Below are 15,231 nucleotides of genomic sequence, written 5' to 3' on the forward strand. Positions count from 1 at the left end.
TAGATGGTGTCAGATACGGAACTGCCCCACCAGTTTGCCCAGACGCTGACCGAGGTCGGCGAGGCTGCGGGAGGTCTGTGCACCGAGTTGGGTTTCGTCGGCAACGCTGTCCACGGCTACGGCGATCTGATGCACGCTGCGGTTGATCTCTTCGGCCACGGCGGTCTGTTCTTCGGCGGCGCTGGCGATCTGCGCGTTCATCGAGTTGATGGTGCCGATCAGCTGGGCCATGGTATCTAGCGAAGCGCCGGCCTCGTTGGCCTGAGCCGACGTGCCGTCGCCGGCCTCGCTGGAACGGCGCATCGCTTCCACCGCCGACTGAGTACCGGCCTGCAAGCGATCGATCATGCCCTGGATTTCCTGGGTGCTGATTTGCGTACGACTGGCCAGCGCTCGAACCTCATCGGCCACCACGGCAAAACCACGACCGGCTTCACCGGCACGGGCAGCTTCGATGGCGGCATTGAGGGCCAGCAGGTTGGTCTGCTCGGCAATCGAACGGATCACGCCGAGCACGCTGACAATCGACGACACGTCTTTTTGCAAACTGTCCAGAGACACGCCGCTGCTGCGAATATCGTCCACCAACGCATGAATCTTCACGATGCTGCCGGCCACCACACGCTTGGCAGCCTGGCCTTCTTCGTCGGTCTGCTGGGCAGCCACTGCGGCGTTTTGTGCGCTTTTCGCCACTTCCTGAGCCGCGGCGGACATTTGGTTGATCGCCGTGGCGACCTGATCGGTCTCGTGACGCTGACGCTCCATGGCCTGATCCGAGCGCTGCGCCTGATCGGAGACCTGATTCACCAGCCCGGTCAGTTGCGAGGTCATTTCGGTGATCTGGCGCACCAGGCCGTGGATCTTGTCGACGAAGCGGTTGAACGAGCCGGCCAGTTCGCCGAGTTCATCCTGGCTGGTGATGGTCAGGCGACGCGTCAGGTCGCCCTCGCCCGCCGCGATGTCATCAAGGTTGGCTTTCATCAGGTTCAGCGGACGCAGGATCGTGTTGGCCAACAGCATCCCGGCGGCGGCGATCACCAACAGCACCACGGCGGCGATTCCGACGATGCTCAGCACCACGCCTTGCATGCGCTCCTGAACCTTGATTTCGACCAGTGCCACTTGGGCTTCGATGCCGTCGAGGTTGACCGAGGTACCGACCGCCATGTCCCACTTCGGCAGGTATTCGGTGTAGCCCAGTTTCGGCACCAGCACTTGGGTGTTGCCGGGCAGCGGTGAGCTGTATTGCAGGTAGTGGGTGCCGTCCTTGGCGACTTTCACCAGGTCGCGGTTGACGTAGACACCGTTCGGATCGCGGTTGTCCTTGAAGCTCTGGCCCACGCCTTCAGGGCTGTTGGCCTTGAACAGGCGCACGGTGTTGGAGTCGTAGCCGAAGAAGTAGCCGTCCTTGCCGTAGGTGATGCTCGACAGCAACTTGACCACTTGGGCCCGCGCCGCGTCATCACCGGGGGCGGCCGCGTCGTAGAGCGGTTTGATCGTGGTCATGGCCACGGCGACGTAGCTTTGCAGCGTCGCCTTGGCATCGCTGAGCAGGCGCTGGCGAGTTTCCTCGACTTCCTTGCGGGCCTGCTCTTGCAGAATGAACAACGTGGTCAGGCTGATGATCAGCGCAAAGAGCAACACCGGGAGGACGGCAAGGGACAGGACTTTAGCCTTCAGGCTCATGCGCATGACGGTTCACTCTTTTGATTTTATAGGCGTGGTTAAAGGCTTTAACGGCACGCCAGGCCAAAAGTTGAATCCGCCCCCTGCACGAGCCTGTGTGGCGAGCGAGCTTGCTCGCGCTTGAGTGCGCAGCACTCACAAAAGGGGCCGCTACGCAGCCCAGCGGGAGCAAGCTCCCTCGCCACAGGCCCGTTCCCACAGGGGGAAATGTGTTTAGAGGACCATCGCCGCCACCCAGCCGAACGCCAGCAGCGGGAGGTTGTAGTGCAGGAAGGTCGGGACCACGGTGTCCCAGATATGGTGATGCTGGCCGTCGATGTTCAGACCGGAGGTCGGGCCAAGGGTCGAGTCCGACGCTGGCGAACCGGCGTCACCCAAGGCGCCGGCAGTGCCGACGATGCACACGATCGCAATCGGGCTGAAACCCAGCTGTACGCACAACGGCACAAAAATCGCGGCGAGTATCGGCACCGTGGAAAACGACGAACCGATGCCCATGGTCACCAACAGCCCGACCAGCAACATCAACAACGCGCCAATGCCTTTGCTGTGGTCGATCCACGAGGCCGAGGCTTCGACCAGTGTCTGCACCTGACCGGTGGCTTTCATCACTTCGGCAAAACCTGAGGCAGCGATCATGATGAAACCGATCATCGCCATCATCTTCATGCCTTCGGTGAACAGGTCGTCGGTTTCACGCCACTTCACGATCCCCGACACCGAAAAAATCAGAAAGCCTGTCAGCGCACCGATGATCATCGAATCCAGCAACAGCTGAACGATGAACGCCACCGCGATGGCCAGACCGGCGACCATCAGGCTCAACGGGTTGTACTGCACCGCGACCTGTTCGACTTGCTCGATCTTTTCCAGATCGTAGACGCGCTTCTTGCGGTAGCTGACAAACGCTGCCGCGAGCCCGACGACCATGCCCAATGCCGGAATCCCCATGGCATGAGTGACGTTGATACCGCTGATGTCCACACCGCTGCGGGCGACGTTGGCCAGCAGGATTTCATTAAGGAAGATGTTGCCGAAACCCACGGGCAAGAACATGTACGGCGTAATCAGGCCGAAGGTCATGACGCAGGCAATCAGTCGACGATCCAGTTGCAGCTTGGTCAGTACATATAAAAGCGGCGGTACCAGCAGCGGAATGAAGGCGATATGTATCGGCAGAATATTCTGCGAAGCGATGGCCACCCCCCACAGCAAACCGATCAACAGCCATTTGACCTGACGGCCACCGCTGGCGTGCTGGCGGTCGACCATCAGCAAGGCTTTGTCGGCCAGGGCGTGTGCCAGGCCGGACTTGGCAATGGCCACTGCGAAAGCACCAAGCAATGCGTAGGACAACGCGACCGTCGCGCCGCCACCGAGGCCGCTGTTGAAGGCTTTTAATGTTGCCTCGATGCCCAGGCCACCGGTCAAACCACCCACCAGGGCGCCCACGATCAGCGCGATCACTACGTGCACGCGGGACAGGCTGAGAATCAGCATGACGCCGACCGCGGCAATTACAGCATTAATCATCGTTACCTCAAGGCAAACGGAAAGAGTCCGGCCGACAGTCTGCAAAGAGCCGCCAGCGGATTGAATGAGAGGGTTTTATTAGAGGGCGCGCACTGTGCCGCAGCATCCACGCCTTGTCAAAGCGATCACGATCCCTTGTAGCAGCTGGCGAAGCCTGCGTTCGGCTGCGCAGCAGTCGTGAATTCAGGCGACGGGGTGTGCCAGAAGTACCGTATGCGCAGGTTTTACGACTGCTTCGCAGCCGAACGCAGGCTTCGCCAGCTGCTACAGGTTTGGTGTGATGGCTTATTTAATTGGGAGGATAAAGAAAGCCGAATCGCGGCCGTTACAGTGCAAAGTCTCAGATATTTATCGAATAAAGGACGTCTCCATGTCGCTCAGACAACTTTCCATTCAATGGAAAATCACCCTGCTGGCCGGGCTGTGCCTGGCCGGCATCGTGACCCTGCTGGTGGGTCTTTCGCTGTATCGCATGGAGCACAGCTCCGAGATGGTGAAAGCATCCAGCATGGAGATGCTCACCGAAGCGGCCCAGGCCCGGATCGAATCCCAGGGTGAAAACCAGGCGCTGGTGATTCGCCAGCAGTTCATGGACGCCTATCAATATGGCCACGGTTTTTCGCGCCAGGTGCTGTTCCTGCGCGACCAGGCCGAGAAGCGCTTTCTCGATGCCTTTGACCTGCGTGAAGACCTGACGCGTCAGGTCAAGTCGGCCCTGCAAGCCAACCCGGAATTGCTCGGCCTCTCGCTGGTGTTCGAAGCCAACGCGCTGGACGGCAAGGACGATCTGTTCGCCGGCCAGGCCGAGTTGGGCAGCAACGACAAGGGCCGTTTCGCGCTCTATTGGTCGCAGCCGACACCGGGCAAGGTGACGTCGATGGCGCTACCGGAAAGCGACATGGCCGACACCAGCACCGGCCCCAGCGGCGAACCGGCCAACGCCTGGTTCACCTGCCCGCGTACGACGCTCAAGCCCTGCGTGATCGAACCCTACTTCTACGTGATCGATGGCCAGAACGTGTTGATGACCAGCATCGTTTTCCCGCTGATGGTCAACGGCAAGGTCATCGCTTCGCTGTCGGTGGACATCAACCTCAACAGCCTGCAAGCCGTCAGCCAGGGTGCGAGCAAGAAGCTCTATGATGGCCAGACCAACGTCAGCATCATCAGCCCGGTCGGTTTGCTGGCCGGTTACAGCCCGGACGCCAGCAAGCTCAGCCAGCGCCTGGACACCGTGGACAAGACCAACGGTGTCGAGCTGATCCGCATGCTCGCAACCAGCAGCAAGACCAAAAGCCTGCACAACAATCAACAGCTCAAAGTGCTGTCGCCGTTCCAGCCGATTCCCGGTGGCAAGTCCTGGGGCGTGTTGCTTGATGTACCGGAGAAAGTCCTGGTCGGCCCCGCTGAAGCGCTGAAAAAACAACTCGATGAAAGCAACACCGCCGATACCCTGGTCGAACTCGGCCTGGGTGTGCTGGCCGCGTTGATTGGCCTGTTGCTGGTGTGGCTGATGGCCCGCAGCGTCACCAAGCCGATCCTGGGTGTGGCGCACATGCTCGAAGACATTGCCAGCGGCGAAGGCGATCTGACCCGCCGCCTGGCCTATGACAAAAAGGACGAACTCGGCCAATTGGCCGGCTGGTTCAACCGCTTCCTCGACAAGCTGCAACCGATCATCGCCGAGGTCAAACGCTCGGTGCAGGACGCGCGCAGCACGGCCGATCAGTCGTCCGCCATCGCCACCCAGACCAGCGCCGGCATGGAACAGCAATACCGCCAGGTGGATCAGGTCGCCACCGCTTCCCACGAAATGAGCGCCACCGCCCAGGACGTTGCTCGCAGTGCAGCGCAAGCGGCACAGGCGGCGCGGGATGCGGATCAGGCCACCCGTCGCGGTTTGACCGTGATCGACCGCACCACCGCCAGCATCGACAACCTCGCCGCTGACATGAGCGCGGCAATGGTTCAAGTCGAAGGCCTGGCGGCCAACAGCGAGAAGATCGGTTCGGTGCTGGAAGTGATTCGGGCCATCGCCGAACAGACCAACCTGCTGGCGCTTAACGCCGCCATCGAGGCCGCTCGTGCCGGTGAAGCCGGACGCGGTTTTGCCGTGGTGGCCGATGAAGTGCGCAATCTTGCACGCCGAACGCAGGAGTCTGTCGAAGAAACCCGTCTGGTGATCGAGCAATTGCAGAGCGGCACTCAAGACGTGGTCGGCTCGATGAACGACAGCCATCGTCAGGCTCAGGGCAGTGTCGAGCAGGTGGGTCAGGCGGTGACGGCGCTACGGCAGATTGGTGAAGCGGTGACGGTAATCAGCGACATGAACTTGCAGATCGCCAGTGCCGCTGAAGAACAAAGCGCCGTGGCCGAGGAGATCAACAACAACGTGGCGACGATTCGAGATGTGACGGAGTCGTTGTCGGGGCAGGCGAATGAGTCGGCGCGGGTGAGTCAGTCGCTCAATAGCCTGGCGAATCAGCAGCAGAGTTTGATGGATCAGTTTCGGGTTTGAGAACCACCCCTCACCCTAACCCTCCCGAAACGTCGGACCGCCCCAAGGGGTAGAGGGGACTGACCGAGTTGTTCTTAGAGCTACATCGACCTGAAATATCGAGTCGAACTCAGGATCTGAAAGCGCTGGAGATCGGCTCCCTTTCCCCTCTCCCCATTGGGGAGAGGGCTGGGGTGAGGGGGTGGCTTTCAGCCTCAGCGCCGAGGTAGCTCAACAACCACCCGCAACCCACCCCACTCACTCTCCTCCAACCGCAACACCCCGCCCCACGTATCGACGATGTCCCGCACAATCCCCAATCCCAACCCGTGCCCATCCGTTTGTTCATCAAGCCGAGTACCCCGGCTGAACACCTGATCGCGCTGGTGTTCGGGGATCCCCGGCCCATCGTCTTCCACGCTCAACTCAAACCCTTCGGCCGTCTCGACCACGCTGAAACGAACCTCGGCATCCGCCCACTTGCAGGCGTTGTCCAGCAGGTTACCGAGCAGTTCGAGCAAATCCTCACGATCCCAGGGCAGTTGCAAACCGGCCGGTGCACGGTAGCTGAGGTTCAGATGCTCACCATGAATCATGTTCAACGTCGCCAGTAACCCAGGCAATTCCGCATCGCAATCAAACAACGCCCCCGGCAACGCATCGCCGGATAACCGTGCGCGATTGAGTTCGCGATTGAGTCGCTGCTGGACCTGTTCCAGTTGCGCCTTGATGACCTTGCGCAGTTCCGGATGCGCATCGAGCTTCTCGCTTGAAGCCAGGCTCAACAACACCGCCAGGGGAGTTTTCAAGGCATGGCCGAGGTTGCCCAGTGCATTGCGCGAACGCTTGAGGCTGTCTTCGGTGTGCGCCAGCAAATGGTTGATCTGCGCCACCAGCGGTTCAAGCTCTACCGGCACCTGGTCATCGAGTTGCGAGCGCTGGCCCTGCTGCAGCTGGGCGATCTGCTCACGCGCCTTTTCCAGCGGGCGCAAGGCGCGGCGCACGGTGATCCGTTGCAGCAGCAGAATCAGCAGCAGTCCCGTCAGACCAAGGCCCAATCCGACTTGACGCATGCGCTGGAAACTCTCGCGCACCGGTGTGTAATCCTGGGCCACGCTGATGGAAATCGATTGACCCAAACGGCGATAGTCCGAACGCAGCACCAGCAGTTGCTGGCCTTCCGGCCCCAATTGCAGGTTGCTGTGCAGGCCGGCATGGTCGAGGCGCGGCAGTTCCTGATCCCACAGCGAACGGGAGCGCCAATGGCTGTCAGCGAAATCGATGCGAAAGTAATGACCGGAAAACGGTCGCTGATAGGCCGGCGACAGATGCCGCTCATCCAGCTGCAAACCCTGCGGCCCACGCACCAGCGCCACCAACAGGTTTTCGCTGTCGTCGCGCAACCCGGCTTCGAGGTAGCGTTGCAAACCCATTTCGAACAGCCACAGGCTGGTTTGCGCCAGCACCAGGCCGACGATCACCATCACGCTGATCAGCCCCAGGCTCAAGCGGCGCTGGATTGACCTCACCGGGCTTGCCCGCCGAACAGGTAACCCTGGCCGCGACGGGTTTCGATGACGCTGCGCCCGAGTTTGCGCCGCAGGTGGTTGACGTGGACTTCGAGCACGTTGGAATCGCGCTCGGTTTCACCGTCGTAGAGGTGTTCGGCGAGGTGGCTTTTGGAAAGAATCTGCTCGGGGTGCAGCATGAAATAACGCAGCAGGCGGAATTCCGCGGCGGTGAGCTGGATGTCAGCGCCGTCGCGGGTCACGCATTGGCGGCCTTCGTCCAGGTGCAGTCCGGCAGACTTGAGCGTCGGCTGGTTGGCATGGCCGTGGGAACGGCGCAACAGCGCCTGGACGCGCAAGTGCAGTTCTTCGGGGTGGAAAGGTTTGGTCAGGTAATCGTCGGCGCCGGCCTTGAGGCCTTCGATCCGTTCCGCCCAGGAATCTCGGGCGGTGAGGATCAGCACAGGCGTGGACAGGCCACTGGCCCGCCATTGCGTCAGCACCTCGAGCCCCGGCAAACCCGGCAGGCCGAGGTCGAGGATGATCAGGTCATAAGGCTCGCTGCCGCCCTGATACACCGCGTCGCGGCCGTCGGCCAGCCAGTCCACGGCGTACCCCTGCCGGTTGAGGCCAGCCATCAGTTCGTCGGCCAGCGGCACATGGTCTTCCACCAGAAGCAAACGCATCGATCAATCTTCCCTGTCTTTCAGTAACTGGCCGGTGGTGGCGTCGAGGTCCAGTTCGCGGACCACACCTTCGGCGGTCAGCAACTCGACTTCATAAACGTAGACGTCGCGTTTCTCTTCAAGCTCGGCTTCCAGCAGTTTGGCCCCCGGATAGCGGTCCAGCGCGTGCTGCAACAGCTGCTCCAGCGGCAGGATCACGCCCTGCTGACGCAGGCGCAGGGCTTCGTCCTGATCCAGGTCGCGAGCCATGACCACCGAGCAAAAAGCCAGGAGCGCCAGCGCCATTCGACTGCTGATGCATAGATTTACCTTCATTACGTATCCTGATGATCCTTGAGAATCTGCCCGCTGACAGCGTCCAATTCCAGATCCCACTCAATGCCCTGAGGGTCGCGCAATTCCACCTGATAGATGTACTTGCCGTACTCTTCTTCCAGCTCGGTTTGGGTGACGGTAGAACCAGGGTGTTTGGCCAGAGCGGTGGCGTTGAGCTTCTCGAAAGACACAATGGTACCAGCGTCGCGCAGTCTCAGGGCTTCGTCGGGGCCGAGGTCGCGAGCGTGGGCGATGCTGGCGGTCATGCCGATGATGGACGCGGTGAACAGGGCAGTCAGGGTTCTCATGGGGTGTCTCCGTATTTTTTTATGTGTTGCCTACGGGGGCCACCTTAGTGATCCGAACTTAACTGAAACTGAATTGCCATCATTGGATATAACAACTCCCCCCGGGGATTCATGCACTTATAATCCCCCGCTTGCCTGCATTCGAGACCGGTATGACCGCTATCCACATCAAGTTCCCCTCGCTGACGATCAAGGCCGGCCCTCGCGCCTTGGCGCGCATCCGTGCAAACGGTTTGAGCGCCGCCGATGTCGGCACACTGCCGGGTGCCGCCGGTGGTCCCAAGGCGTTGGGGATTCAAGGTCTGGACTTGGCGTTGTTCGGTGAATGGCTGCCGGCGGCACCGCGGGAGCGCTCGTTGATCGGCGCGTCGGTGGGTTCCTGGCGCTTCGCCAGCGCGTGTCTGCCGGATGCCGCCGAAGGTATCCGCCGTCTCGGTCACCTCTACACCGAGCAGAACTTCGCCAAGGGCGTGACCATGGCGCAGATCAGCCAGAGCTCCCGGCGCATGCTCGAGGAGCTGCTTGATGGCCGCGATGCCTCGATTCTGGACAACGCTCATTACCGACTGAACATCATGGTGGTCAAAAGCCACGGCCTGCTGGCGGACGATCATCGCGGTCGACTGGGGCTGGGCCTGTCATCGGTGATCGCCGACAACCTGCGCGGCCGGGCGCGTCTGTCGCGGCATTTCGAGCGACTGATCATTCACGATCCGCGCCTGGCACCGCCGGTCAATGCACTCAACGATTTCCCCTCGCGCTTCGTTGCGCTGAATGCCGGCAACCTGCGCCAGGCCTTGCTCGCGTCAGGCTCTATCCCGATGGTGATGGAAGGCGTGCGTGACCTGCCGGGTGCCGGTGCCGGGACGTTTCGCGATGGCGGTCTGCTGGACTATCACCTCGACCTGCCCTACAGCGGCAACGACATCGTGCTCTACCCGCATTTCACCGACCGGGTCATTCCCGGCTGGTTCGACAAAACCCTGCCGTGGCGCCGCGCGTGTCCTGCGCGTTTGCAGGATGTCCTGTTGCTGGCGCCATCGAAGGATTACCTGGCGCGCCTGCCCTACGGCAAACTCCCGGACCGCAACGACTTCAAACGCTTCATGGGTGATGCCCCGAGCCGGCAGAAATACTGGCGCACGACGATGGATGAAAGCCGTCGCATGGGCGATGAGTTCCTCGAACTGGCCGCCAGCGGTCGCCTCGGGGAGCGCTTGCTGACCCTTTAGTCAGTGTTTTCCCGCAACGCCAAACACAAACTGTTAAACTCGCCGCCTGCCCACATCGCCGCGGCGATCGCCACCTGACAGAGCTGAAATCACTGTGGAAATCTTCAAAGAGTTCACCTTCGAATCCGCCCACCGCTTGCCCCACGTTCCGGAAGGCCACAAGTGCGGCCGCCTGCACGGTCACTCGTTCAAAGTGGCGATCCACCTGAGCGGCGACCTCGATCCGCACACGGGCTGGATCCGCGATTTCTCGGAAATCAAAGCGATCTTCAAGCCGCTCTACGAGCGTCTGGACCATAACTACCTGAACGACATTCCCGGTCTGGAAAATCCGACCAGTGAAGTCCTGGCCAAATTCATCTGGAAAGAATTGAAGCCTCTGCTGCCGGAACTCAGCGCGATTCGCATCCACGAGACGTGCACCAGCGGCTGCATCTATCACGGTGAGTAAACCGATCTAAAAGACAATGCAAAATCCCACAGGGGGTAATGCGTTTCGTCAGTGAATATAAAAACAGCCTTCAATGGCTGTTTTTTTATGCCTATGCTTTTTGGCTCCCCCACGCCAAGAGGACACCCCCAATGACTGACTGGCCGCTGCCTCAGACCTATCGCTTCAACGGGCGCTCCGTTCGCTACGCCGTACGGGGTGACGGTCCACCGTTGGTGTTCGTGCATGGCACGCCCTTCTCTTCTTACGTGTGGCACCGGATTGCGCCGCACTTCATCACCACCCATCGGGTGCATTACTTTGATCTGTTGGGGTATGGGCTATCGGAGAAAATCGAGGGCGATGTGTCGCTGGGTGTGCAGAACGACCTGTTGGCTCACTTGCTCGATCACTGGGGTCTGGAGCGACCAGATATCGTCGCTCACGACTTCGGCGGCGCCACCGCTCTGCGTGCTCATCTGCTGAACGGCAAGGATTACCGCAGCCTGACGCTGATTGACCCGGTAGCGCTGACACCCTGGGGTTCGCCGTTTGTGCAGCATGTGCGTCAGCATGAGGCGGCATTCAGTGGCCTGCCTGATTACATTCAGCGGGCGATTGTGCCGACCTATATTCGCGGGGCGATCAAGCGTGAAATCCCGGACGACGAACTCGCGCCTTACGTGCAGCCGTGGCTCGGCGATCCGGGGCAAGCGGCGTTCTATCGGCAGATTGCGCAGATGGACGAGCGTTATACCCGTGAGGCCGAAGGGCTGTACCCGACGATTTGTTGCCCGGTGCAGATTCTGTGGGGGGAAGACGATCAGTGGATTCCCATTGAGCGTGGGCAGGCGTTGCATCAGATGATTCCGGGGTCGCGGTTTCAGGCGATTCCGAATGCCGGGCATCTGGTTCAGGAAGATGCGCCGGAAGCGATTGTCGCGGCGTTGCTGCGGTTTCTGCCGCAACACAAATCCCCCTGAAAAAACCAACACCCCCTGTAGGAGCGAGCCTGCTCGCGAAAGCGCCGGGTCAGTCGACCTCAGTGTTGAATGTTCAACCGCTTTCGCGAGCAAGCTCGCTCCCACATGGGGTTTGTGTTCCTTCAGGTGCACCTCTTTCGCGCCCTTCCTCAAGCCAAATGCCCCCGCTCGGCTATAAATAACTACACCACCCCACGCTTGGCACGACCACTGCAACACGCCCCCGCGTCACTCATTCAGCAAGGAACGCCCCATGACGCAGAACGATCCCGGCAACGATTACCCCCTCAGCGAAGTCCCGATGCATGCCCGCAAAGGCCTGGCCTCTACGGCCATGGTGCTGCTGGGTTTCACCTTTTTTACTGCAACCATGTTTGCCGGCGGCAAGCTGGGGGTGGCGTTCAGTTTCGGCGAAATGATGGCGGTGATTATCGTCGGCAATCTGCTGCTGGGGATCTACGCCGCAGGCCTTGGCTACATCGCCTTCAAGAGCGGCCTGAACTCGGTGTTGATGGGGCGCTTTTGTTTCGGTGAAGTGGGCAGCAAGCTCAGCGACCTGATCCTCGGTTTTACCCAGATCGGCTGGTACGCCTGGGGCACCGCCACTGCCGCCGTGGTGCTGGGCAAGTATTTCGAATTGAGCGAGGGCACCGTTCTCGGGCTGATGGTGCTGTTCGGCCTGGTGTTTTGCGCGACCGCGTATGTCGGTTATCGCGGTCTGGAGATTCTGTCGTACATCGCCGTACCGGCAATGATGTTGCTGCTGATGCTGTCGATGTGGGTCGCCACGGTGAAGGTCGGCGGGCTCGACGGTTTGCTCGCGGTAGTCCCGACGGGAACACTGGACTGGTCGACCGCCATTACCCTGGTATTCGGCACCTTTGTCAGCGGCGCAACCCAGGCGACCAACTGGACGCGTTTCTCCCGTTCAGCACGCGTCGCGGTGCTGGCGAGCCTGATCGGTTTCTTCATCGGCAACGGCCTGATGGTGTTGATCGGTGCTTACGGTGCCATCGTCTACCAGCAACCGGACGTAGTTGAAGTGTTGCTGTTGCAAGGCTTCGCCATGGCGGCGATGGCGATGTTGCTGCTCAATATCTGGAGCACCCAGGACAACACCATCTACAACTTCGCCGTCGCCGGTTGCAACCTGCTGCGCACCGGCCGTCGCAAAACCGTAACCCTGGCGGGCGCGGTGATCGGCACGTTGCTGGCACTGCTGGGCATGTACGACATGCTGGTGCCCTACCTGATTTTGCTGGGCACTGTGATTCCGCCGATTGGCGGCGTGATCATGGCGGACTTCTTTTACCGCTATCGTGGTCAATATCCACGTCTGGCCGATGCCCGCTTGCCGGCGTTCAACTGGTCCGGCCTGGGCGCCTACGCGGTCGGCACCGTTGCGGCATTCAGTTCACCGTGGGTCGCGCCGCTGGTAGGGATTGCTGCTGCCGCGCTAACGTATGTGTTACTGACCGGCGTGCTGGGTGCCCGTACTGCCAACGCACCATTACAAGATCTATAAAAGGATTCGCCTGATGCACATCATCAACGCCCGCCTGCGCAACCAAGATGGCCTGCACGAGTTGCACCTGGAAAACGGCCTGATCAGCAGCATCGCCCGCCAGACCGAAGCGCCGACCCTGGGCCCCGATGATCTGGACGCCGGCGGCAACCTGGTGGTGCCACCCTTCGTCGAGCCACACATCCACCTCGACGCCACACTCACCGCCGGCGAGCCGCGCTGGAATATGAGCGGCACGCTGTTCGAAGGCATCGAGTGCTGGGGCGAGCGCAAGGTGACGATCACCGAAGAGGACACCAAAACCCGCGCCAGGAAAACCATCCAGACCCTCGCCGCCCACGGCATCCAGCACGTGCGCACCCACGTCGACGTCACCGACCCGCAGCTCACCGCGCTCAAGGCGATGCTCGAAGTGCGCGAGGAAAGCCGTCACCTGATCGACATGCAGATCGTTGCGTTCCCGCAGGAAGGCATCGAGTCGTACCGCGACGGTCGCGAGCTGATGGAAGAAGCGATCCGCATGGGCGCCGATGTGGTGGGCGGCATTCCGCATTTCGAGTACACCCGCGATCAAGGCGTGAGCTCAGTGAAGTTCCTGATGGACCTGGCCGAGCGCACCGGTTGCCTGGTGGACGTGCATTGCGATGAAACCGACGACCCGCACTCACGCTTTCTCGAGGTGCTGGCTGAAGAAGCCCGAAGCCGCGACATGGGCTCGCGAGTGACCGCCAGCCACACCACGGCCATGGGCTCTTACGACAACGCTTACTGCGCCAAATTGTTCCGCCTGCTTGGGCACTCGGGGATCAGTTTTGTCTCCTGCCCCACCGAAAGCATTCACCTGCAAGGGCGCTTCGACAACTTCCCGAAACGCCGTGGCGTGACCCGCGTCAACGAGCTGCTCGAAGCGGGAATGAACGTGTGTTTCGGCCAGGATTCGATCGTCGACCCGTGGTATCCGCTGGGCAACGGCAATATCTTGCGGGTGCTCGAAGCCGGCCTGCACATCTGCCACATGCTCGGTTACCGCAACCTGCAAAGCGCGCTGGACCTGGTCACCGACAACAGCGCCAAGGCGATGAACCTGGGGGATCGGTATGGACTGGAACGCGGGCGGCCAGCGAATTTGCTGATTCTGTCGGCGGACAGTGATTACGAGGTAATCCGCAGCCAGGGCCTGCCGCTGTATTCGGTGCGCGATGGCAAGTTGTTGATGAAACGGCAGATGCCGGTGGTGGAGTTCTTCGGCGATCAGCGCTGAGATTTGCGTTGATTTGGCCATCGCGGGCGACGCTTGCCCGCGAAGGCAATCTCAAAATCACTCCATCAACCGCGCCGTGCCGAACAACCTGACCCGACTCAACTCCCCCGACTCTTCCTCCAGAAGAATCGGCGCCGTACCGCCGGGCATGACCACTTTCACCTCCCCTGCACTGACCCAACCCACCCGCCATGCGGCGCAGGCCACCGCACTGGCGCTGGTGCCCGACGACGCCGTCGGCCCTTCTCCACGCTCGAATACCCGCGCGTCGACTCGCCCTTCTGACTCAAGCATCGCCCATTGCAGATTCACACCCGCAGCACACGGCTCCCCTGCCCCGGTCGGCACGGTGTAAGCGACACGCGTCAGCCCTTCGAACAGCCCCGGCTCGCGCATCTGCTCATTGCCCGGCAATGCATCGGCGCTTTCTAAAAGCGTCACACAATGTGGATTGCCGATGCGCACGAACTGGCTTCGAGACCAGGCGGGATCGAGCGCCGACAACGGCTGCACATGGCTGACGTCGCGACCGTTCAACAACACACCTTCAACCCCTTTAGCCCCCACCGCGTCCGGTCCGAACGAAGGTTTGCCCAAATCCAGCCAGAACCCTTTCACACCCTCGACCTCGGCCGGTTTCACCGACGTGTTCACCGGTGAAACCGCATCAGCCTTGTCGTGATGAACCCGGAGCAAACAAGCCTCGGCCCCCGGCAGCAGTCCTTGCTCACTCAGGGCCTGAGAGAAAATCGTCAACCCGTTGCCACTGCGCTCGGCCAGGGTGCCGTCGGTGTTGACGATCAGCAGGTCAAACGGTGGCGAGTCTTGAAACGGCCCGATCAACAAGCCATCGCAGCGATGCGACTTGGCATTCGCCGGCCGCGAATGCGACGGCCATTCGCAGAATGCATCCACCGCTTGCCGGCTCCAGGCCACCCGGGAAGACGCGGCCTGCCCGGCCGTTGTCGGCAAGTCGACACCGGCGCGACGCACCGCTGCGGGAGATACCACGCCATAAATATTGCCGCGTGCATCGTAGAACTGCGCCATGTACCGGTCCTTTTTTATCTTTTGGGGCGGTGCCCACTCTAATGCTTCAGCAGGCCTGCAATCACGCTTCATGTCTGAAAAAGCATCCTTTTCAGGGAGAAAGTGATAGCACTTTGTGCAAAAGGTAAACTCGCACACTTCCCTCTTTTTTATCGCGAAAAGATTACAGATACCTGTCACTTATGACAGCAGACAGTCGTCCGAAACCGGCTCAGAG

13 protein-coding genes and 1 pseudogene are annotated in these 15,231 nt (G+C 60.8%); 6 read left to right on the forward strand and 8 right to left on the reverse strand.

Annotated elements, in window-relative coordinates; translation table 11 throughout:
- Window positions 1-9: 9 nt before the first annotated feature.
- The 3 genes and pseudogenes from ABH912_RS11140 to ABH912_RS11150 form a co-directional block, all read right to left on the reverse strand.
- Complete coding sequence (locus ABH912_RS11140) at window positions 10-831, reverse strand: methyl-accepting chemotaxis protein (protein WP_371922184.1); 822 nt, start codon at window positions 829-831, stop codon at window positions 10-12.
- A gap of 84 nt (window positions 832-915) precedes the next feature.
- Window positions 916-1,692, reverse strand: a pseudogene (locus ABH912_RS11145) (cache domain-containing protein); the annotation flags it as partial.
- Between the two features lie 207 nt (window positions 1,693-1,899).
- Window positions 1,900-3,216 (reverse strand): Na+/H+ antiporter family protein, encoded by a 1,317-nt coding sequence (locus tag ABH912_RS11150; protein ID WP_197281699.1) that lies wholly within the window; start codon window positions 3,214-3,216, stop codon window positions 1,900-1,902.
- 373 nt (window positions 3,217-3,589) lie between these two features.
- Between ABH912_RS11150 and ABH912_RS11155 the strand changes: the two genes are divergently transcribed.
- On the forward strand, window positions 3,590-5,737 hold the full coding sequence (locus ABH912_RS11155; protein ID WP_429510664.1) for a methyl-accepting chemotaxis protein: 2,148 nt from the start codon (window positions 3,590-3,592) through the stop codon (window positions 5,735-5,737).
- A gap of 194 nt (window positions 5,738-5,931) precedes the next feature.
- Here the strand turns inward: ABH912_RS11155 and ABH912_RS11160 are convergent, their stop codons facing one another.
- Genes ABH912_RS11160 through ABH912_RS11175 form a run of 4 tightly spaced genes read right to left on the reverse strand, consistent with a single transcriptional unit; the run spans window position 5,932 to window position 8,533 of the window.
- Entirely contained in the window at window positions 5,932-7,245 is a 1,314-nt protein-coding gene (locus ABH912_RS11160; protein ID WP_429510665.1) for a sensor histidine kinase, read from the reverse strand.
- Window positions 7,242-7,910 carry a response regulator transcription factor gene (locus ABH912_RS11165; RefSeq protein WP_429510666.1) on the reverse strand — a complete coding sequence of 223 codons (669 nt, stop codon included), beginning with the start codon at window positions 7,908-7,910 and terminating at the stop codon, window positions 7,242-7,244. Before ABH912_RS11165 ends, ABH912_RS11160 begins: the two co-directional genes overlap by 4 nt.
- Window positions 7,911-7,913: 3 nt before the next feature.
- Window positions 7,914-8,195: a PepSY domain-containing protein gene (locus ABH912_RS11170; protein ID WP_419866205.1), complete on the reverse strand. Its 282-nt coding sequence runs from the start codon at window positions 8,193-8,195 to the stop codon at window positions 7,914-7,916.
- 29 nt (window positions 8,196-8,224) lie between these two features.
- Complete coding sequence (locus ABH912_RS11175) at window positions 8,225-8,533, reverse strand: PepSY domain-containing protein (protein ID WP_033061084.1); 309 nt, start codon at window positions 8,531-8,533, stop codon at window positions 8,225-8,227.
- A 152-nt stretch (window positions 8,534-8,685) separates the two neighbouring features.
- Here ABH912_RS11175 and ABH912_RS11180 point away from each other — a divergent pair, with 152 nt between their 5' ends.
- The 5 genes from ABH912_RS11180 to codA all read left to right on the forward strand — a co-directional run bounded on the left by ABH912_RS11180 (window position 8,686) and on the right by codA (window position 13,964).
- Window positions 8,686-9,765, forward strand: a complete 1,080-nt coding sequence (locus ABH912_RS11180; RefSeq protein ID WP_429510667.1) for a patatin-like phospholipase family protein — start codon at window positions 8,686-8,688, stop codon at window positions 9,763-9,765.
- A 94-nt stretch (window positions 9,766-9,859) separates the two neighbouring features.
- Window positions 9,860-10,216 (forward strand): 6-carboxytetrahydropterin synthase QueD, encoded by a 357-nt coding sequence (gene queD / locus ABH912_RS11185; protein WP_008152165.1) that lies wholly within the window; start codon window positions 9,860-9,862, stop codon window positions 10,214-10,216.
- 131 nt (window positions 10,217-10,347) lie between these two features.
- The gene (locus ABH912_RS11190; protein WP_429510668.1) at window positions 10,348-11,178 is read left to right on the forward strand and encodes an alpha/beta fold hydrolase; all 831 of its coding nucleotides are present in this window, start codon (window positions 10,348-10,350) and stop codon (window positions 11,176-11,178) included.
- Window positions 11,179-11,431: 253 nt separating this feature from the next.
- Window positions 11,432-12,703 (forward strand): cytosine permease, encoded by a 1,272-nt coding sequence (codB, locus tag ABH912_RS11195; RefSeq protein ID WP_033061089.1) that lies wholly within the window; start codon window positions 11,432-11,434, stop codon window positions 12,701-12,703.
- Window positions 12,704-12,716: 13 nt separating this feature from the next.
- On the forward strand, window positions 12,717-13,964 hold the full coding sequence (gene codA / locus ABH912_RS11200; protein ID WP_033061091.1) for a cytosine deaminase: 1,248 nt from the start codon (window positions 12,717-12,719) through the stop codon (window positions 13,962-13,964).
- Window positions 13,965-14,021: 57 nt separating this feature from the next.
- Here the strand turns inward: codA and ABH912_RS11205 are convergent, their stop codons facing one another.
- Window positions 14,022-15,014: a DeoR family transcriptional regulator gene (locus ABH912_RS11205; RefSeq protein ID WP_033061092.1), complete on the reverse strand. Its 993-nt coding sequence runs from the start codon at window positions 15,012-15,014 to the stop codon at window positions 14,022-14,024.
- Between the last annotated feature and the right edge of the window lie 217 nt (window positions 15,015-15,231).

Origin of the sequence: Pseudomonas sp. BT76 TE3572 (genome assembly GCF_050435365.1) — a bacterium.
Taxonomy (GTDB): Bacteria; Pseudomonadota; Gammaproteobacteria; order Pseudomonadales; family Pseudomonadaceae; genus Aquipseudomonas; species Aquipseudomonas fluorescens_W.